Source organism: Streptomyces sp. NBC_00353, assembly GCF_036108815.1.
Taxonomy (GTDB): domain Bacteria; phylum Actinomycetota; class Actinomycetes; order Streptomycetales; family Streptomycetaceae; genus Streptomyces.
Genome location: NZ_CP107985.1, coordinates 1267641 through 1286023, shown reverse-complemented (window position 1 = coordinate 1286023; position 18383 = coordinate 1267641). Strand labels below are relative to the sequence as shown.

Below are 18383 nucleotides of genomic sequence, written 5' to 3'. Positions count from 1 at the left end.
CAGCAAGTAGCCCACTCGGGGGCAGCCGACCCGGGCAACCTGCTCGGGCAACGCATCGGGACGACCGCAGGTGCAAGCTGGAACCGACAGGCTCGCACAGGCGTTGTCACAGCAGAAGCGGCTTGCGCCGCGAAGGAGGAGTGGACGATGTCGAACAGCGCAAAGATCGCCATCGGGGGAGTGGTCGCGGCAGTCGTCCTGATGCCGTTCATCGGATTCTGGCTTTCGCTGTTGGTGCTGATCGGAGTGCCTGCGGTGGCCTATCTGATGCTGGATCCCTCGCAGCGGCGCAGGCTCCGCAGGATCACCCGCAAGGAAATAGGTCGCTGAGAGGACAGATGGGTCGAGAGGGGGGGTCTCCGTACATGAGCGGGACAGTCACCGTGGTGAGCAGCAACGGCACCTACACCTTCACCAAGCCGAACAGGGACAGCGTGACCCTGCTGGCCGGACTCGGTGTCGAGGGGGACGTACATGCGGGGGTCACGGTCAAGCACCGTTCACGCGTTGCGCAGGACCCCACCCAGCCGAATCTGCGCCAGGTCCATCTGATCCACGAGGAGCTGTTCGAGGAGCTGCGTCAAGCAGGCTACGAGGTAGCTCCCGGGGATCTCGGGGAGAACGTCACCACGCGCGGCATCGATCTCCTCGGCCTCCCCGTCGGCACGCTGTTGCACCTCGGTGACGAAGCCGTCGTCGAGGTCACCGGCCTGCGCAACCCGTGCCTGCAGATCGACAATTTCCAGGACGGCCTGCTGAAGCAGGTCGTCGGTCGGGATGCGGCGGGCAACATCGTGCGCAAGGCCGGGATCATGGGCATCGTCACGTCCGGTGGAACGGTCCGGCCGGGCGATCCGGTCAAGGTGGAGCTGCCCGCCGAGCCGCACCGGCCGCTGGACCGCGTGTAGCGGGGGAGCCGCACCGGTCGTCCCGTGCGGGCCCTCGTCACACCGGCCGGTGCCTGAGCCTTTCGGATCAGGCCGGCCGCACCGCGAGCGCGTCGAGCGCCTTCAACAGGCCGGGCAGTGCCGCCCCGCGTCCCACCGGCAGGACCTCGCCGGGTTCCTCGTCCAGCAGGACGAACGCAATGTCGTCGGTCCTCGCGACCAGGGACCAGCCGGGTCCGTCGGCGCGCAGCGTCCGGGCGTCGCCCGGGGCGAAGGAGGACCGGATGCGTCCGGGCGGTGGCGGGTTGTCCACGTACGCATGGGCATCCGCGAGAGCGCGTCGCACACCGGGATGAGTTCCGGAGAGCGCGGCGGGGCGGGCCGAGCTCTCCTCCGCCGCGTCGGCGGCCGGGTCCGCGTCCGCTGCATCGCCGGCATCCGACTCCTGGGCACCATCCGGATCATCCGTGCCGCCCGGCTCGCCGGCGCCGGCGTCCCCGCCATCCGTATCGTCCGCGACATCCGTGCCGTTCGACCCGCTGAACGTCGTCTCGTCGTCGATCTGGTCGCGCCACGCCGCCCACTGCAACGCGATCTCGTCCGCGCCCAGCCGCCGCTGCGCAGGCCCCCACGTCTCTGTGTCGGGCGGGGTCAGCGGCGGCAGATCGGTGCCCTCGGCCTCGGGGTCCGGCGGCGGGTCGTGGGGGGCGGGCACCCCTGGTGCGGCGACCGCGAGTGCGAGGGGCCAGCCGGGGAGCGCACAGACCACTGAGCGGTCGTCGGGGGAGAGGTCGTACTCCATGCCGCAGTCCCATGAGGCGATGGCGACGGCAACCAGTGACACGTCGTCGACGACGACGGTCCACCGGGCACCGTCGCCGTCCTGGCCGAGGACGAGTCCATAGCCCTCGGCGTACGGCTCGAGGCCGAGTGCCCCGCAGGCCGCCGGGTAGTCGTCACCGAGCACGCTCGGGAACTGCGCGGGTGTGAGCAGCACCGCGGTCAGCACATACAGTGCGTCGTCCTCGGCGACCGCGTCGTCCGTCCCGGCCACAGCACTCTCCTCGTCCCTCATGGTTTCCGTCGGCGCACCTTAACCAGTGGGTAACGCGGTCGTCGAGGCCCTGACAAGGGAAGACCCATCGTGAGTGGTCAACCGGACGGCGCCGTTCAGTCGGCAGGCAGCCCGAGCAGGTCACGGGCCACGGACTGCGGGGACTGACCGCGCTCGCGCGCCAGCGCGACGACGGCTCTGCAGGCCAGCTCATTGACCCCGAAGGAGAGCGCTCCGGGCGATACCCATCCACTCACCTCGTCCATCCGGTCCTGGTCGTCCTCCGCGCACGCCGAGACATAGGTGGCGGCCGCCTCGAACAGATTGTGCTGCTTGCGCCGGTGTTCCTCGTGCGGTGGCGCGGGCAGCCCGCCTTTGCGGCCGGGAGAGACCACCTTCCGGAGACTGCTGAACATGTCGATCATGGAGACCGCCTTCCCGGGGAGTCGTGCACGGGGGGCCGTGCACGCAAGCTGTCTTCGTACGTACTTACGGTCTTCCCCCTCGACGTAGAGTTGGACCACCGACCGAGGAACGGGGACCGCGCGGTGAAGCGATACGACCGGCTGAAGGAGATCCAGCGTCTCGATCCGGAACGGGACTTCCTGGAGATCTACCGGCTCACAGCCACCTACGAGTTCCCTTGGGACATCACCCGGGCGCTCGAACTGGCCCTTTATCGTACATATGCCGTCCCCAGCATCGGCCGACTCCTCGCCGAGACGTCAGAGCTGACAGACCGTTCCCAGAAGCGGTACGACGACACCGCGCTCCTCCTCGACGCCGTGGTGGAACACGGTTTCGACAGTGATCCGGGGCGCACGGCGATCCGCCGGATCAACCAGATGCACCGCAGCTACGACATCAGCAACGACGACATGCGCTACGTGCTGTGTACGTTCGTCGTCGTCCCGAAGCGCTGGATCGACAGGTACGGCTGGCGCCGGCTCTCCGACCACGAGCTGCAGGCGTTCGCCGTCTACTACCGCACCCTGGGCGCCCACATGGGCATCAAGGGCGTACCTCAGACGTTCGAGGAGTTCGAGCGCACCCTCGACACGTACGAGGACGAACACTTCGGCTGGGACGAGGGCGCGCGCAAGGTCTCCGACGCCACGCTGGCGCTGATGGGCTCCTGGTATCCGGGCCCGCTCGCACCCGTCCTGCGCAAAGCGAGCCTGGCGCTACTCGACGATGCGCTGCTGCGGGCGTTCCGCTACGAACGTCCCGGCCCCGTCGCCCGTGGTCTCACTCGCGGCGCGCTGCGGCTGCGGGCACGGGCCGTACGACTGCTGCCGCCCCGCTCCACCGCGCACTACGCGCGCCAGAACCCGGAGATCAAGGGCTACCCGGACGGCTACGAGATCGCCGGGCTCGGGACGTTCCCGACCCCCGGCACCGGTGGCTGCCCGGTCCCGCACAACCGGCGGCCGGGCGCTCCGGTCGAGTAGACCCGGAGGGCCTCGCCCGCTCGGCCCGCTCGCCGGTCAATCCGCCCGCACGGCGAGTGCGAGGAATCGGGCATCCTCGTCGGTGTACGCGTCCAGTCGCCAGCCCGAACGTGCGAGCAGCGGCCGGAGGTTGGGCTCGGCCCGCAGATCGTCGTCCGTGATCCGGCGGCCGTGGCGCGCCGCGAGTGCGGCCCGACCGATCGGGTGGAACAGTGCCAGCTGCCCGCCGGGCCGGACGACGCGCGCCAGCTCGGCCAGGTCCGGTCCGGGCTGTGACAGGTGCGAGATGAGCCCGGCGCCGAACACCGCGTCGAGCGAGGCGTTCCGTAGCGGCAGCCGGGCCACATCGGTCAGCAGCAGCCGACCGCTCCGGTCGCGACCGGCCCGTACCGCCGCCTGGAGCATTGCCGGGGTTGTGAGCTGCTGTCGGATTGCTGAGCTGAAGTGAGTTGTGGTGTGCGGGAGTGAGCCCTGTCGATTATTCACGGGGTGGGAACGGGGGGCTTGGGTCGAATGGGTGACCTTGGTGGCTGTTGCTCGTTGGGCTGGGTGGCAGGTGTCCGGCCTGGGGGGTGATGTGGTGGGTGGTTTGCGGAAACTGACGGACTCCTTCGTGGTGCCCGGGCCTTGTGGGGTAGCGGTCCGGAACCGTCTCAAGCACCTCACTCCCGAGGACGAGAGGGCGTTGCGTGCGGTCGGTGCGCATCAGGGTGCGCTTGCTTCCCGTGATCTGAAGGTCCGCTGTGCGGAGGGTCTGGAGCACGGTGCGGGTACCTGGGCAGCGCGCAAGCGGGACCTGACGAAGGAATCTTCGTCGCGGATCGCGGGTGCGATCACGAAGGCCACCCATGATCAGTGGGCGCTGGCCCGCCGTTGCCAGGCCGCGCATATCCGGAAGCTGGATGCCGGGATCAGGACGCTACGGCACCGCCTGTCCCTCCCGCTCGGGGTGCCCGGAACGAAGCGGGCCGGGGGTGGCTACCGGTCGAAGAACGAGTGGTTCCGCAAGTCCCGCCGCCTTGCGATGCTGGAAGACCGGCATGCTGCTGCTGTTGCCAAGTGGCAGGCCGGACGAGTCCGGGTGGTGCGGGGCGGTAAACGTCTCCTGAACACCCGCCACCATCTCACCCAGGCCGGTCTCACCGAGGAGCAGTGGCGGGAACGGTGGGGGGCGGGACGCTGGTTTATCGCCGCTGACGGTGAGTCGGGGAAGCGGTTCGGGAACGAGACGATCCGCGTTACGCCGGACGGCGAGGTGTCGGTGAAACTGCCTGCCCCGCTCGCATACCTGGCCAATGCCAAGCATGGCCGGTACACCCTGACCGGTCGTATCGGGTTCGCGCACCGGGGTGCGGAGTGGGCCGACCGCATCACCGCGAACCGGGCCGTTGCCTATCGCATCCACCTCGACGTGGAGCGCGGCCGCTGGTACCTGACCGCATCCTGGCAGCGCCCTGTCGTCCGGACCATCCCGTTGGAGACCGCCCGTGCCCGGGGCATGATCGGCGTCGACACCAATGCCGACCACTTCGCCGCCTACCACCTCGACCGGCACGGCAACCCCATCGGTGACCCGCACCGTTTCCCCTACGACCTGTCCGGCACCACCACGCACCGCGACGCACAGATCCGCCACGCCCTGACCCGCCTGCTGCACTGGGCCCAGCAGGCCGGCGCGCAGGCCATAGCCATTGAGGATCTGGACTTCACCGCTGAGAAGACCCGCGAGAAGCACGGCCGCCGCAAGCGGTTCAGGCAGCTCATCTCCGGGATGCCCACCGGGAAGCTCAAGGCCCGGCTTGTCTCGATGGCCGCCGAACAGGGTCTTGCGATTGTCGCAGTCGACCCGGCCTACACCAGCATGTGGGGTGGCCAGCACTGGCAGAAGCCGCTGCTCACTCCCCGCCGAAAGATGTCCCGTCACGATGCCGCGGGCATCGCGATCGGGAGACGCGCCCTCGGGCACCCGATCCGGCGACGGACGGCACCGCCCCCACACGACCGGAGTGATCGTGCGGGGCATCGGACCGCCCAGGCCGGACCAGGTGACCGGGGGCGTGAGGGAACCCGCCCACCCACAACGGACCGGCCCCCCGGAGGGCCGTCGCCGAGCGGGAAGCGAAAGTGGGGGACCAGTGCATCCAACACCGTTCGGGATGCGCCCAGCATGCACCAGTGGGTCCAAGACTCACTTACGCACTCTGGTTAGGAACGGTGAGATCCGCACCCAGAAGGCCGACGTTGCGCAGTGCGGGCAGAGCCCGTCCCGTACCGCATCCCGCGTCGAGCACGGCGTCGCCGGGGCGCAGCCCGAGTGCTTCGACGGCGGCCGCATAGGCGGGGGCGTCGTCGGGGAAGCGGGTGTCCCAGTCCGCGGCGCGGGCGGTGAAGAAGTCCTGGACATGTGTGTGGTGATCGGCCATACGGACATGATCGCGCAGCGGCCGCCGGAGCGAAATGGAGCGAAACCACGGGAATCGGCGTGCATGTTCGAGCACTGTGCGATCGTTCAGGGACATCTCTCTGTCATATTCCGGCAGCTTTCGAAATGCGCCCCAGGCGTGCGCCCCCATCGCGACTAGCGTTCCCGATTCATGGGACACCTGGACCACGCCACCTTCGGCTGGCTGACACCTGCGCTGTCGTACGCGATGGCAGTGATCGGCTCGGCGCTCGGCCTGAGCTGCACCGTGCGCGCACTCGACACGAGCGGCCGTTCGCGCCGCAACTGGCTGATCGCAGCCGCATCCGCCCTCGGCACCGGCATCTGGACAATGCACTTCGTCGCGATGCTCGGCTTCGGCGTGACCGGAACCGATATCCGCTACAACGTGCCGCTGACCCTGCTCAGCCTGCTCTGCGCCATGGTGGTGGTCGGCTGCGGTGTTTTCGCTGTCGGCTACAGCCGTGACCGCACCAGGGCACTGCTCGTCGGAGGATTCGGCACCGGACTCGGCGTCGCCAGCATGCACTACCTGGGCATGGCAGCACTGCGGCTGCACGGCACGATCCACTACGACCCGTTGCGGGTCGCACTCTCCGTCGTCATCGCCGTCGTCGCCGCGACGGCGGCCCTGTGGGCGGCGCTGAACATCAAGTCGCCGCGTGCCGTCGCCCTCGCCTCGCTCGTCATGGGCGCGGCGGTCAGCAGCATGCACTACACGGGCATGATGGCCGTCGGCGTCCGCGTCACCTCCTCCGACGTGGAACTCCCCGGGGCAACGACGATGCAGTTCATCTTCCCCCTGGCCGTCGGACTCGGCTCGTACCTCTTCCTGACGTCGGCGTTCGTCGCCCTCTCGCCGACGGCCCGCGAACGTGCCGCGTACGTCTCCGCCGGGCGCAGTGCGGAACCCGCCGAAGCGGATGCCATGGCCCCGGCACGATCCGCGCAACGCGGACGTGATCCCCACACACGGCGTGACCCACGCGGCCAGGACCCCTCGCCCGCCGCCACGCCCTGACGCCGCGGCCGGTTCGCGCCCCTTTCACTCCTGCCCAGCTCCACACCCGGAACGAGGAGGCCATGCGCCCACCCCGCACGACCCCGGACCCCGGCGCGACGGCCGCCGCACGGCCCAGCGCCCAGCCCTCGCCCGACGCCTCGCCCCCGCCCGCGGCGCGCGGACGACGCGCGCACGCGGGACCGCCGGCCGACGAGACCGCCGAACACGACGTGCGGCTGCTGCTGACGCAGGACACATCCGGGCCACGCGGACGCTGGACACTGCGCCCGAGGACCGTACGCGCGAAGATCATCTCGCTTCTGATGGTGCCTGTCGTCTCGCTGCTCGCCCTGTGGGGTTTCGCCACGGTCAACACCGCCCAGGACGTGGCACAACTACGGCAGTTGCAGCAGGTCGACAGAGAGGTCCGGGCCCCGATATCGACCGCTGTCGCCGCACTCCAGGCCGAACGCAGAGCTGCCCTGCTCCAGACCGCCGCCCCCAGCAGCGCCCGCGCCGCCGTCCTGGAAAAGCAGGCCGGCCGCACCGACACCGCGCTCGCCGCCCTGCGACTCGACAAACAGCACACCATCGCCGACACGGGCAGCCTTCCGACGGGCGTCGCCGACCGGCTCGACCGGTTCCTCGACCGCACCCACGAACTGCGCACGGCGGGCGACCGGGACCGGGACGGCAAGCAGGAGCGCGACGAGAACGCAGTGTTCGAGCGGTACACCCGGGCCGTCACCGCGGGATTCGCCGTCTCCGGCGCTGTGACCGGAATTCAGGACGACGCGCTCGGATCCGATGCACGGGTCCTGCTCGAACTGGCCCGCGCCGACGAGATGCTGGCCCGCGAGGACGCCCTGCTCGCCACAGCGGGCCTCACCAAGAGCCTCGACGGCCACCAACTGGTGCAGTTCACCGGAGCGATGGAGACCCGCAGGAACCTCATCGAGACCGCGGGCGCCGATCTGCCGGCCGCCGAGCGCATCACCTGGCAGAAGTTCACGGACCGACCCGCATACCGTCGGATCGAGGCGGCCGAGGATCAGGTGCTGGCGGCATCGCCCGGACAGGAAGCCGCGCGGGCGGTGAACACCGCCGACTGGGAGACGGCCGCCGCGAGCGTACGAAGCGAGCTGCGCACCATCGACACCCGCGCCGCGGAACGGGCCGCGGACCGCACCGACCCGCTGGCCCGCGGCCTGTTCAGTCCGTCCGGAGCGGCCGTCCTCTTCGGCTGCGTCGCCGTGGCCGCCTCGCTGGTCATCTCCGTACGCATCGGCCGCGCGCTCGTCGTCGAACTCGTCAGTCTCCGGAACAGCGCACTGGAGATCGCCCGCCGCAAACTGCCCCGCGCCATGCAGCGACTCCGGGCCGGCGAGACCCTCGACATCCAGGCCGAAGCCCCACCCGGCATGGCCACCCACGACGAGATCGGACAGGTCGGCGAGGCCCTCGGCACCGTGCACCGGGCCGCTCTCAGCGCCGCCGTCGAACGAGCCGAACTGGCCGACGGCATCTCGGGCGTCTTCGTCAACCTCGCCCGCCGCAGCCAGGTGCTGGTCCACCGCCAGCTCACCCTCCTCGACAGCATGGAACGCCGCGCCGACGACCCCGACGAACTGAGCAACCTGTTCCGCCTCGACCACCTCACCACCCGGATGCGGCGGCATGCGGAGAGCCTGATCATCCTGTCCGGCGCGGCCCCCGGCCGCGCATGGCGGATGCCCGTACCACTGACCAACGTCGTACGAGCGGCCGTATCCGAGATCGAGGACTACGCCCGGGTGGAGGTACGGCAACTGCCCGACGCCGCGGTCAAGGGCACCGCGGTCGCCGACCTCACCCATCTCCTCGCCGAACTCGTGGAGAACGCAGCGCAGTTCTCACCGCCGCACACCAAGGTGCGGATCAGCGGCGAACCTGTCGGCAACGGCTACGCCCTGGAGATCGAGGACCGCGGGCTCGGCATGGGCAGCGAACTCCTCGGCGAGGCCAACCGGCGCATCGAGCAGGCGGAGGCCCTCGACCTCTTCGACAGCGACCGGCTCGGCCTCTTCGTCGTCAGCAGGCTCTCGGTCCGGCACCACATCAAGGTCAAGCTCCGCACCTCCCCGTACGGCGGAACGACCGCGGTGGTCCTGCTGCCGACCGCACTGCTGCAGGGCGCGCTTCCGGCGGGCGAGGAAGCGGCCGCACCGGAGAAGACAACGGTCGAGCGTCAACGCGACGGCGACGGCGACAGCGATGGTGACCGTGTGCCGTTCGGACCCGGACCGGGACCGCGTGCGGTGCGCACCCAGGCCACGGCGTTCCCCGCCCCGGCCCCGGTGCACGCCCTCGAATCCCGGACGAGTCCCCCGGCCGGAGTCACCTCGCTGCGCCCGCGTGCCCGCAGAACGGACGAGGACGGGGCAGCGGGCAGGAGCGAGGTCAGGCCGACACCCCGGAGCGAGAGCAGCAGTGCGGACGACGACGGCACACTGCCCCGCCGCGTCCGGCAGGCCAGCCTCGTTCCGCAACTGCGTGAGGAGCCCCGTCCCGAACCGGCCCGAGGCGCCGACGGGAGCGGCGCGGACAGCCCGGTGGAGCGCACCCCGGAGCAGGCCAGAGACCGGATGACCGCCTACCGCAACGGCTGGGTACGCGGCGGCGGCACCGCTCCCGGCACGCCCGCCCCCCGCTCCCGCCGGAACATCACCGAACCCCGCCCCCGTCCAGGCAGCGAAGGAGACCACGCATGATCGCGAACGAGAGGACCGAGGTGCACCGGCGCTCGGGCGAACTCGACTGGCTGCTGGACGATCTGGTGGCCCGGGTCGGCGAAGTCCGGCACGCCGTGGTGCTCTCCAACGACGGTCTGGCGGTGGGCGCCTCTAACGCGCTCAGCCGCGAGGACGCCGAGCACCTGGCGGCGGTGGCCTCCGGTTTCCACAGCCTCGCGAAGGGCGCCGGACGGCACTTCCAGGCCGGAGACGTCCGTCAGACCATGGTCGAGATGGATGAGGGCTTCCTCTTTGTCGTGGCCGCGGGGGACGGCTCCTGCCTCGCCGTACTGAGCACGGCCTTCGCCGATATCGGCCTGGTCGCCTATGAGATGGCCCGCCTCGTCAAACGGGTCGGCGAGCACCTGCGCACCCCGCCGCGGATCACCGCACCCCCGTCCCCGGCCGGCTGAAAGGGACGAGACAGCAGTGGACATGACCAGCAAGGGTCCGGGAGGCTCCCAGCGCTTCCCGGACCCGCCCGAACTGCCGGGCAGCCAGTGGTACGACGCCGAAGCGGGGCCCCTGGTCCGCCCGTACGCCATGACGGGCGGACGGACCGAACCGGGCCCCAACGGCGCGCACTTCGATCTGATCGCACTCGTAGCCGTCGCCGACAGCGCACCGGACAGCTCCGAGGAGCGCCTACTGGGACCCGAACACCGCGCCCTGCTCACCCTGTGCCGTTCCGAGACCCAGTCCGTCGCGGAACTCTCCGCCGACGCCGACCTCCCCGTCGGTGTCGTCCGCGTACTCCTCGGAGATCTGCTCGAAGCCGGCTATGTGCGGGTCAGCCGACCCGTGCCGCCCGCACAACTGCCCGACGAGCGGATCCTTCGCGAGGTGATCAACGGACTGCGGGCGCTCTGACCCACCGCTCCGGCAGGCGGCCCGAGGGAGCTGACATCGACGCCGTAGCCGGACGGGACACCGGCAGGGCTTCGCGCGAGACCCTGGCCCACCGCGCGGAACGTCCACTCCGCGCCCTGTCGGCACACTTCCCCGAGAGTCCTCGCCCTCACCCGTCGTCCACACGTCCCAGTCCGGACCGACCGTGACGACGGTCGTCCCGGGCGCGGCATCGCGCCGCCCGGATCACCGTGGTTCGTTCTTGTTGACGGCCTTCGCCTCACGCCTTTCGTGATCCGCATGGACTCGCCCCGCGTGCGGGCCGAGTCCGGCAGTTTCTCCGATCCGGACAGCGCGATGGGTACAGCCGCGACAATCGAGAGGTACCAGGGTTCAGGGCCGTTGCGCAGCACCTTCTGTTCCGCCCTTCCTTCCGAAGTTTCGGCGTCGGCGGATCCGGGTGGCTGTGGGCGGGACCGTTGATCCACTTGCACGGCAACGCTTCCTAGATTGCGCAACTGTGCAACTTCGGGGCGGGGGCGTACGTCTTCCTCCGTGGAAGGCGGAGGGCCGGACGGGCGAGGTGACCAATGACGGGAAGTCACAAGGTGGCGGCGGACTTACAACGGGGCAGTCGGGCACGGCGCACCGCAACCATGGGGCTGTCGTTCCTCGTCCTGCTCGTCGCGGGCGTCGGCTGGGGCTATCTCAAGCTGACCGGCCAGATCGACACCTTCAGCGCGGACGGGATCTCCGGCGACCGGCCGCCCTCCTCGTCGAACGGGCAGAATGTCCTCGTCATCGGATCGGATTCACGCTCCGGCGCCAACAGGAAGCTGGGCGGCGGCAAGGACACCGTGGGCCGTTCCGACACCGCCTTCCTGCTCCATGTGTACGGCGATCGCCGGCACGCGGTTGCCGTGTCCATTCCCCGTGACTCCCTCGTCGACATCCCGGCGTGCAAGAAGCCCGGCGGCGACTGGACCGCACCGCAGCACCACGTCATGTTCAACGGGGCGTTCTCGGTGGGGGACACCGCTGAGGGAAACCCGGCCTGCACCCAGAACACCGTGGAGCAGCTCACGGGCCTGCGCGTCGACCACACCATCGTGGTGGACTTCTCCGGCTTCGCCGCTCTGACGTCGGCCGTCGGCGGAGTCCCGGTCTGTCTGCCGCAGGACATCTACGAGCGCGACCTCAGTCCGAACCTGCCCACGCGAGGCGCCCTGGTCTTCGCCAAGGGCCCGCAGACCGTCTCCGGGCAGCGCGCGCTCGACTACGTCCGGATCCGGCACGGCATCGGCGACGGCTCCGACATCGGACGGATCAAACGCCAGCAGGCATTCATCGGCTCCCTCATCAAGAAGGTCAAGTCCCGGGGCATGAACCCCACCACCCTGTTGCCGCTCGCCAACGCGGCCACCGACGCGATGACCGTCGATCCCGGCCTCGGATCGGCCGACCGGCTGCTGTCGTTCGCCATGTCGATGAAGAACATCGATCTGCGCAACACCAAGTTCGTGACCGTCCCTTGGCGTTACGAGGGCGCGCGCGTCGCGATCGTCGAGCCGGATGCCGACGCGCTGTGGGCGGCGCTCAAGGCCGACCGCGCGATCGACGACCAGGATGCCGGCGGCAAAGGCAAGGGCGGCCGTGGCGGCACGGGTTCGGCTGATGCGTCGCCGTCTCCCGCCGCCCCGACCGTGGTCTCCGGCACAGGTATCAGCCTGGCCGTCTACAACGGCACCACCGTCAATGGACTCGCCGCCCGCGCCGCCGAACTGCTGCGCGCCCACGGCTTCACCATTACCGTCACGGCGACCGCGAGCACCCAGGACCACACGTCGACCGTCATCGAATACGGGCCGGGCCTCCGGAGCGAGGCGGAGACCACCGCGCGACTCTTCACCGGGGCGCGGACCACGGCCTCGGACATGCCGGGCATCCGAGTGGTCCTCGGCAGCTCGTACGCACAGAATCCGTCGCCCGCCGCGTCCACGACGCCCGGCACGGCTGCGTCCACCGCCGGCGACGGAGTCCGGTCGGCCGACGAAGACCTGTGCACCGACCTCTCCTACGGCTGACCGGCCCGGTTCCACCGACCGTTGCGGAACTGCGGGCGGTCATGCCCCCGTACGGAGCTGCAGCGCAGGGTGCCGAGGAGCCGCGAAGCCGAACGACTCGTACAGAGCGGCGCCGTCCCCGGTGGCATTGAGATTGACGACCGTGACCGGAGTCTCCTCACGGAACCAGGTGAGCAACGCGTCGAGGCACGCCCGGGCGTACCCGCGGCGTCGACGGCGCGGATCGGTGCTGACATTGGAGATGTGCCCGTGCAGTCCGCTGGGATTGGCCGGGCTGGGCGCGTGCACATCGCACGCACCGACCGCACTCGCGACGACGCCGAGCTCGGGATCGGCGACCAGGAACGCGGCGAACTCGTCCGGCAGCCGCAGGCGCTCGGAGAACCACAGCGCCGATGCTGCCCGCCACGGTGCGTCGGCGTCGCCTGTCTGCATTCCCATGTCCGACAGCATCAGCGCTCGCATCCGCACCAGAGCAGGTACGTCGTCGAGGGTCGCGCGACGCACGCACACACCGATGTGCTGCAGGCTCATGCGCATCTCCCGTTCTGTGGGCAGCGATTACGGGCCGCGCTCCGCCCATGCGCGTACAGCGCGAGCACCATGGCAAGCAACAGGAATTCCAGCGGCGGCAGCAGGACACCGAACGAACCGCCCACGAGTACCGCGGACGAAGCGCCCCTGCGGCCGGGGAGGTGGATTCTCCCGGGGCCGGTGCGGCCGGATCCTGTGCTGCGCTGCTTTCAGACACCGAGGTCACGGAGGCGTACGCGCTGCGCGGGCGCGTGCCCGGCCCGTGCGGCGAGCTGGCCGACCATCAGCCGTACGACCGTCACCACATCGGGATCGTCCACCAGGTACACCTGACGGCGGCCCTCGCGTCGCGATCGCACGAGACCGGCCAATTTCAGTTTCGTCAGATGCTGGCTGACCGACGGCAGCGTGCCGCCCACCAGCTCCGCAAGACCGGTCACATCACTCTCACCCTGTGACAGCGCCCAGACGATGTGCAGCCGCGCCGGCGTCGCCAGCAGTCCGAATGCCGCGGCCGCCTCCGCCAGCACCTCCGCGGGCGGATCGTCGAAGCCGCCGCCGGCACGTGTCGACACTCTTGCTCTCCTGTCCGCCCGGACTGTCTCCCCACGCCCCGAAGCGACCAGTCTAGGTGCCGGACGTGAAGGCTCCGGGCCCGATCGCGCAACCGCGCCGGGTTCGGGTCTGGCTGGAACGTGGCTCCAATTCGGCGCAAACAGTGATCTCATACGAACACCGAGTGGTCTCTGTCTGGCCACTCCGGTCAAAATCCGATCACGTTGCTCGGGGTGGGGTCACTGCTTGCCATGCTGTCACCCGTACCGCAGCCCACAGATATCGAACCGAGCCCGGCAAAGTGGCTCTGATCTGGGCTTTTCCGTCTTGAGGCTCACGGGTGAGAGAAGTGATCGATGCCTTCCGAGGACGCTGACAGAACGGGCGGGGAGATGGTCGAGGGAGCGGCTGATCAAGCCGCGGAGACCGACGCTCTCGCGCTGAAGATATTGGTCGCCGGGGGCTTCGGAGTCGGTAAGACGACTCTCGTCGGTGCGGTCAGTGAGATCCGGCCGCTGCGTACGGAGGAACTGCTCAGCGAGGCCGGACAGTCGGTCGACGACACCGACGGGGTGGATCAGAAGACCACCACGACCGTGGCCATGGATTTCGGGCGCATCACCATCCGGTCCGGCCTCTCGCTGTATCTCTTCGGTACACCGGGGCAGGACCGGTTCTGGTTCCTTTGGGACGAACTGTCCCAGGGGGCCCTCGGCGCGGTTGTGCTCGCCGACACCCGGCGGCTCGAAGACTGTTTCCCGGCCGTCGACTATTTCGAGCATCGCAGGATCCCGTTCGTCGTGGCCGTCAACTGTTTCGCGGGAGCTCGCGCCTACGGCGAGCGCGAAGTGTCCCGCGCCCTCGATCTCGACCTGGGGACACCGGTCGTGCTGTGCGACGCGCGCGACCGCGACTCGGGCAAGGAAGTCCTCATCCGCATGGTCGAGTACGCCGGCCGGATGCACACGGCGAGACTCCTCGACTCGGTGGGCTGACCGTTCCTGCGCGACGTTGCGGATGCAGGGGGCGCTTGCCCGTACGTGAGCTGTGCGCAAGGCTTGCGCGCAACGTGGGAACGGGGACACGTACGGGGAACGCATGAGCGGGGAGGAGCGGGGAAATGGCGCTGGACAGGGGACTTGACTGGCTCCTTGACGATCTCACCGGCCGCGTCGAGCACATTCGGCACGCCTTGGTGCTCTCGAACGACGGCCTGGTGACGGGAGCGAGCACGGGGCTGGCACGGGAGGACGCGGAGCATCTCGCCGCGGTCTCGTCGGGGCTGCACAGTCTCGCCCGTGGCTCGGGACGGCACTTCCGGGCAGGAAAGGCCAGGCAGACGATGGTGGAGTTCGACGAGGCGCTCCTCTTCGTGACTGCCGCCGGGGACGGCAGCTGTCTGTGCGTGCTGACCGCGGCCGAGGCCGACGTCGGTCAGGTCGCGTACGAGATGACGCTGCTCGTGAACAAGGTCGGAGAACATCTCGGCGTCACCGCACGCCAGGGCGGCCATGGAGGAGTCAACCGGATCTGACCGTACGGAGCCCATCCGACCTGCACTTTTCGCCCGGCCGTGAGAGTTGTCCACAGGCCGGGCGAAAGTCTTCCCCTCGAGATACCGTGATCACAGAGAGTTACGGAACTCGCGGATCCTCACGGGGGAGGACAGTCATGGCTGTTACGGAAGCAGCGCGGACAGAAGTGCTGTGCGCCGAGGCGGCCGCTGCCACCGACATCACTGGCGGGACGGTGGCAGCGGGACGAGCGGCGCAGGAACTGGGTCTGAAGCGCGGTGAATTCGAACTTGCGGTGCACCTGGGCATCGTGCGCACCACGGCGGAGCAGGCCGGCGGCAGACCCAGGGTGGGGCGTGGGGAGATCCACCGGCTCCGGTCCGAGGACGGCTTCCCGGACGCGGTGCGCGAACGGGTTCGTACGGTGGGCACGGCGGCAGGGGCGCGGCTGCTCGGTATCAGTCCGGTCCGCTTCACCGGACTGGCCCGGGCTGGATGCATCACGCCGGTCACGTTCCATTTGAATCGGTATCAAGCGGTTGTGTGGCTCTATCTCGCCCAGGAAGTCCTCGGGTTCGCGGCCCGGGCTCCTCAACTGCTGGCCGGGAACAGTCCGGTCTGGATGAGGGCCCGGCTGGATGCAGGCATCGACTGGCGGGCGCGCAACTGGCGCGGACAACGGATCGAGCGGCTGCTGAGCCGGACGGAGGATCCCTGGCGGCGCGCGGCAGTGCTCGCCGGCGCGCTGGATGCGGTTCAGCTCGCGGAGGTGGTCGACGATCCGTACGAGCGCGCCTACCTCGCCAAGGTCCGGCCCGAGCCGGTCTTCGGGCCGCCGGGATCCGTCGTCGCCCGGGAGACCATGGCACAGCTGATGCAGGCGGACGATCCGGACGAGATCCTCTGGCGGAGGATCGATCTGATCATGGAGCTGGACGGCGCACGGGCGTCGCGACAGGCTCCGCGTCCGGGAGATGACCATCGACCCGGTCCCGTTCCCGTTACCGACTCCGATCCCGCACCCGGGCTGCTTGCCCGACTCGGTCTGCCAAGGCGCGATACGGGGGCGCAGGACGGTTGGGAACGGGCTGCCGGCGAAGACCGTTGAATGAACCGGACACGACGGACACGATGGATACGCAAGGAGAGAGGTGAGTCGTGGGGGAGAACAAGAGGCGGATGCTGGCCGGCGACTGGTACATCGCGGACGATCTCGAACTGCGCGCGGATACCGAGCGACGCATCGAACTCTGCGAGGCTTACAACACTGCGGCGCGGGCAACGCCCGCCGAACGGCGGAAGATCCTGGAGGAGCTGCTCGGCTCGGTGGGCGCGGATGTCAACATTCGCGCGCCGTTCTACTGCGACTACGGGGCTCGCATCACCATCGGCCCGCGTACGTTCATCAACTTCGGAGCGGTCTTCCTCGATGCGGCGCCCATCACGATCGGTGCCGATGTACAAATCGGCCCGAACGTTCAGCTTCTCACCCCCAGCCATGAGTTGGACACCGAGCGCCGCCGTGCGGGCTGGGAGAAGGCGGACCCCGTGACGATCGGGGACAACGTATGGCTCGGTGGCGGGGTGATCGTCTGTCCCGGTGTGGCCATCGGGGCGGACACCGTCGTCGGCGCAGGATCCGTCGTGACCAAGGACCTGCCGTCGGGAGTGCTGGCGGTCGGCAGCCCCGCCCGAGTCATTCGTACTCTCGACCCGGGAGAAGGGGAGCAAGCACCCGCCCGGCGCGACGAATAACGGTTCGCGAACGGCGCCCCGCACCGGCATTGTGTCCTCATGCTGATCAGGGAAGCCACCACCGAGGACTGGCCCGCCATCTGGCCGTTCTTCCACGAAATCGTTGCTGCCGGGGAGACGTTCACCTACCCGCTCGAGCTGGGCGAGGACGACGCCCGCGACTGGTGGCTGCTGAAGGAGCCGAACCGTACGGTCGTGGCGGTCGACGACGACGGGGCCGTCCTCGGTACGGCGAAGATGAACAACAACCACATGGGCAACGGCAGGCATATCGCCAGCGCCAGCTACATGGTCGACCCCGAGCACTCCGGTCAGGGAGTGGGCCGGGCGCTGTGCGTGTACACGGTGGAGTGGGCTCGCGCGGCAGGGTTCCGGGCGATGCAGTTCAACGCCGTCGTGGAGACCAACCACTATGCGGTGCGGCTCTACCGCTCACTCGGGTTCGAGATTCTGGGGACCCTGCCCGAAGGGTTCAACCACCCGAAGCACGGGTTCGTCGGACTGCACATCATGCATCGCGCGCTCTGACTCATGGGGCCCGCTCGTCGGGCCGCCGGCAGGACTTGCTCCTCGGACTGCTCTCGGGTCGGCGGAACGGGCGGTCCGGCGCCATACGCTCACTTCACGCCACCGCTGGACGGGTCGCGGCCCCAGGGGAGTGTCCGGCATGTACCAACCCGAGGTGATGTGGTGACAGTTGTAACCTCGCGTGGCGCATGGGTCGGTTGCGCGGACGGTTATGGAGGGCAGTACTGTGCGCTCCACCGCCATTCGGGCGATGAAATATGTGGAGGAAGAATCCATGACCATACCCAGGAGATCGTGGCGCGCCGCGGGGACATACGCGGCCGTTGCGGTTGCCGGCCTGACCGGCGCGGTCCTCTGCGCCGGACCGGCCGCAGCTCACACCCCCACCTGGGCCGTGACCTGTACTGATGTGAGCCTTGACCTGACCGCCTACAACGGTGGCGTCACCAACCAGGTGACCGTCACCGTCGACGGAAAGGACCTCCTGCCCACCGAGACGTTCGGCAAGGAGTTCCACAAGAAGCTCGCGCTGCCTCAGCACGACAAGGAACTGACGGTCCACCTGGTCGTCAAGGCCGGTGACGGCGACCGGTTCTCGAAGGACGAGACCAAGACGGCGCCGGTGTGTGCGGACAACACCCCGAAGCCCACGCCGACGGAGTCCGAGTCGAAGCCGGCCGAGAAGCCGACCACGGAGGCGCCCACCCCGAGCGCCACCCCGAGCGAGAGCTCCCCGGAGACCGCGCCCGCCGCGGCTTCGCCGAGCCCCAGCTCGCCCGACCTGGCCGAGACGGGTTCGTCGTCGGCCACCCCTGTCATCGGTGGTGCGGCTGTCGCCGTGCTGCTGGCCGGTGGCGGCATCATGTGGTCCGTGCGCAAGCGTCGCACCGCACAGCACTGACGTAGCTCAGTGGTCCGCTGGTCCGTAGCGCGGGATCGCGCCACGGACCATGGG

The 18383-nt window shown here is 69.3% G+C and carries 19 protein-coding genes and 2 pseudogenes; 15 read left to right on the top strand and 6 right to left on the bottom strand.

The features are described 5' to 3' along the window. Positions 1-147 precede the first annotated feature (147 nt). Both OHA88_RS06275 and OHA88_RS06270 read left to right on the top strand, forming a co-directional pair. Complete coding sequence (locus OHA88_RS06275) at positions 148-330, top strand: hypothetical protein (RefSeq protein ID WP_267009112.1); 183 nt, start codon at positions 148-150, stop codon at positions 328-330. Between the two features lie 35 nt (positions 331-365). Beyond that, complete coding sequence (locus OHA88_RS06270; protein ID WP_267009113.1) at positions 366-908, top strand: MOSC domain-containing protein; 543 nt, start codon at positions 366-368, stop codon at positions 906-908. A gap of 67 nt (positions 909-975) precedes the next feature. Here OHA88_RS06270 and OHA88_RS06265 read toward each other — a convergent pair whose 3' ends face one another. Together OHA88_RS06265 and OHA88_RS06260 are read right to left on the bottom strand one after the other, a co-directional pair. Next, positions 976-1962 (bottom strand): hypothetical protein, encoded by a 987-nt coding sequence (locus OHA88_RS06265; protein WP_443044183.1) that lies wholly within the window; start codon positions 1960-1962, stop codon positions 976-978. A gap of 95 nt (positions 1963-2057) precedes the next feature. Then, entirely contained in the window at positions 2058-2357 is a 300-nt protein-coding gene (locus OHA88_RS06260; RefSeq protein WP_389494673.1) for a hypothetical protein, read from the bottom strand. 132 nt (positions 2358-2489) lie between these two features. Here OHA88_RS06260 and OHA88_RS06255 point away from each other — a divergent pair, with 132 nt between their 5' ends. Then, entirely contained in the window at positions 2490-3392 is a 903-nt protein-coding gene (locus OHA88_RS06255) for an oxygenase MpaB family protein (RefSeq protein ID WP_328624580.1), read from the top strand. Between the two features lie 36 nt (positions 3393-3428). Here the strand turns inward: OHA88_RS06255 and OHA88_RS06250 are convergent. Continuing rightward, positions 3429-3806, bottom strand: a pseudogene (locus tag OHA88_RS06250) (methyltransferase domain-containing protein); the annotation flags it as partial. Positions 3807-3972: 166 nt separating this feature from the next. On the opposite strand from OHA88_RS06250, the gene OHA88_RS06245 reads away from it, so the two are divergent. Next, positions 3973-5601 carry an IS200/IS605 family accessory protein TnpB-related protein gene (locus OHA88_RS06245; RefSeq protein WP_328624579.1) on the top strand — a complete coding sequence of 543 codons (1629 nt, stop codon included), beginning with the start codon at positions 3973-3975 and terminating at the stop codon, positions 5599-5601. Positions 5602-5605: 4 nt separating this feature from the next. On the opposite strand, the pseudogene OHA88_RS06240 reads toward OHA88_RS06245, so the two are convergent. Beyond that, a pseudogene (locus tag OHA88_RS06240) lies at positions 5606-5815 on the bottom strand (SAM-dependent methyltransferase); the annotation flags it as partial. A gap of 171 nt (positions 5816-5986) precedes the next feature. Here OHA88_RS06240 and OHA88_RS06235 point away from each other — a divergent pair. From OHA88_RS06235 to OHA88_RS06210, 5 genes are all read left to right on the top strand, one after another. Further along, positions 5987-6856, top strand: a complete 870-nt coding sequence (locus tag OHA88_RS06235; RefSeq protein ID WP_267009117.1) for an MHYT domain-containing protein — start codon at positions 5987-5989, stop codon at positions 6854-6856. Between the two features lie 62 nt (positions 6857-6918). After that, positions 6919-9588, top strand: coding sequence for a sensor histidine kinase (locus tag OHA88_RS06230; RefSeq protein WP_328624578.1), 2670 nt, complete (start codon positions 6919-6921; stop codon positions 9586-9588). Then, complete coding sequence (locus tag OHA88_RS06225; RefSeq protein WP_326624717.1) at positions 9585-10022, top strand: roadblock/LC7 domain-containing protein; 438 nt, start codon at positions 9585-9587, stop codon at positions 10020-10022. Before OHA88_RS06230 ends, OHA88_RS06225 begins: the two co-directional genes overlap by 4 nt. 22 nt (positions 10023-10044) lie before the next feature. Beyond that, positions 10045-10479 (top strand): DUF742 domain-containing protein, encoded by a 435-nt coding sequence (locus OHA88_RS06220; protein ID WP_267009120.1) that lies wholly within the window; start codon positions 10045-10047, stop codon positions 10477-10479. 569 nt (positions 10480-11048) lie between these two features. After that, positions 11049-12542, top strand: a complete 1494-nt coding sequence (locus OHA88_RS06210; RefSeq protein ID WP_443044182.1) for an LCP family protein — start codon at positions 11049-11051, stop codon at positions 12540-12542. 39 nt (positions 12543-12581) lie between these two features. Here the strand turns inward: OHA88_RS06210 and OHA88_RS06205 are convergent, their stop codons facing one another. Both OHA88_RS06205 and OHA88_RS06200 read right to left on the bottom strand, forming a co-directional pair. Beyond that, positions 12582-13076 carry a GNAT family N-acetyltransferase gene (locus OHA88_RS06205; protein ID WP_328624576.1) on the bottom strand — a complete coding sequence of 165 codons (495 nt, stop codon included), beginning with the start codon at positions 13074-13076 and terminating at the stop codon, positions 12582-12584. Between the two features lie 209 nt (positions 13077-13285). After that, positions 13286-13651 (bottom strand): ArsR/SmtB family transcription factor, encoded by a 366-nt coding sequence (locus OHA88_RS06200; RefSeq protein WP_328624575.1) that lies wholly within the window; start codon positions 13649-13651, stop codon positions 13286-13288. Positions 13652-14023: 372 nt separating this feature from the next. Between OHA88_RS06200 and OHA88_RS06195 the strand changes: the two genes are divergently transcribed. The 6 genes from OHA88_RS06195 to OHA88_RS06170 all read left to right on the top strand — a co-directional run bounded on the left by OHA88_RS06195 (position 14024) and on the right by OHA88_RS06170 (position 18329). Continuing rightward, positions 14024-14626, top strand: a complete 603-nt coding sequence (locus OHA88_RS06195) for a GTP-binding protein (RefSeq protein WP_425899895.1) — start codon at positions 14024-14026, stop codon at positions 14624-14626. Positions 14627-14751: 125 nt separating this feature from the next. Continuing rightward, positions 14752-15165, top strand: a complete 414-nt coding sequence (locus tag OHA88_RS06190) for a roadblock/LC7 domain-containing protein (protein WP_030932976.1) — start codon at positions 14752-14754, stop codon at positions 15163-15165. A gap of 137 nt (positions 15166-15302) precedes the next feature. Further along, positions 15303-16253, top strand: coding sequence for a DUF6397 family protein (locus OHA88_RS06185; protein ID WP_328624573.1), 951 nt, complete (start codon positions 15303-15305; stop codon positions 16251-16253). Positions 16254-16303: 50 nt separating this feature from the next. Next, entirely contained in the window at positions 16304-16900 is a 597-nt protein-coding gene (locus tag OHA88_RS06180) for a sugar O-acetyltransferase (protein WP_328624572.1), read from the top strand. 39 nt (positions 16901-16939) lie between these two features. Continuing rightward, the gene (locus OHA88_RS06175) at positions 16940-17428 is read left to right on the top strand and encodes a GNAT family N-acetyltransferase (RefSeq protein ID WP_328624571.1); all 489 of its coding nucleotides are present in this window, start codon (positions 16940-16942) and stop codon (positions 17426-17428) included. A gap of 274 nt (positions 17429-17702) precedes the next feature. Continuing rightward, positions 17703-18329 (top strand): LAETG motif-containing sortase-dependent surface protein, encoded by a 627-nt coding sequence (locus OHA88_RS06170; protein WP_328624570.1) that lies wholly within the window; start codon positions 17703-17705, stop codon positions 18327-18329. Positions 18330-18383: the final 54 nt, after the last annotated feature.

Coding starts and splice junctions, on each gene's coding strand:
- OHA88_RS06275 (WP_267009112.1), top strand. CDS start 148: ATGTCGAACAGCGCAAAGATCGCCATCGGGGGAGTGGTCGCGGCAGTC.
- OHA88_RS06270 (WP_267009113.1), top strand. CDS start 366: ATGAGCGGGACAGTCACCGTGGTGAGCAGCAACGGCACCTACACCTTC.
- OHA88_RS06265 (WP_443044183.1), bottom strand. CDS start 1,962: ATGAGGGACGAGGAGAGTGCTGTGGCCGGGACGGACGACGCGGTCGCC.
- OHA88_RS06260 (WP_389494673.1), bottom strand. CDS start 2,357: ATGTTCAGCAGTCTCCGGAAGGTGGTCTCTCCCGGCCGCAAAGGCGGG.
- OHA88_RS06235 (WP_267009117.1), top strand. CDS start 5,987: ATGGGACACCTGGACCACGCCACCTTCGGCTGGCTGACACCTGCGCTG.
- OHA88_RS06230 (WP_328624578.1), top strand. CDS start 6,919: ATGCGCCCACCCCGCACGACCCCGGACCCCGGCGCGACGGCCGCCGCA.
- OHA88_RS06225 (WP_326624717.1), top strand. CDS start 9,585: ATGATCGCGAACGAGAGGACCGAGGTGCACCGGCGCTCGGGCGAACTC.
- OHA88_RS06220 (WP_267009120.1), top strand. CDS start 10,045: ATGACCAGCAAGGGTCCGGGAGGCTCCCAGCGCTTCCCGGACCCGCCC.
- OHA88_RS06210 (WP_443044182.1), top strand. CDS start 11,049: ATGACGGGAAGTCACAAGGTGGCGGCGGACTTACAACGGGGCAGTCGG.
- OHA88_RS06205 (WP_328624576.1), bottom strand. CDS start 13,076: ATGAGCCTGCAGCACATCGGTGTGTGCGTGCGTCGCGCGACCCTCGAC.
- OHA88_RS06195 (WP_425899895.1), top strand. CDS start 14,024: ATGGTCGAGGGAGCGGCTGATCAAGCCGCGGAGACCGACGCTCTCGCG.
- OHA88_RS06190 (WP_030932976.1), top strand. CDS start 14,752: ATGGCGCTGGACAGGGGACTTGACTGGCTCCTTGACGATCTCACCGGC.
- OHA88_RS06185 (WP_328624573.1), top strand. CDS start 15,303: ATGGCTGTTACGGAAGCAGCGCGGACAGAAGTGCTGTGCGCCGAGGCG.
- OHA88_RS06175 (WP_328624571.1), top strand. CDS start 16,940: ATGCTGATCAGGGAAGCCACCACCGAGGACTGGCCCGCCATCTGGCCG.
- OHA88_RS06170 (WP_328624570.1), top strand. CDS start 17,703: ATGACCATACCCAGGAGATCGTGGCGCGCCGCGGGGACATACGCGGCC.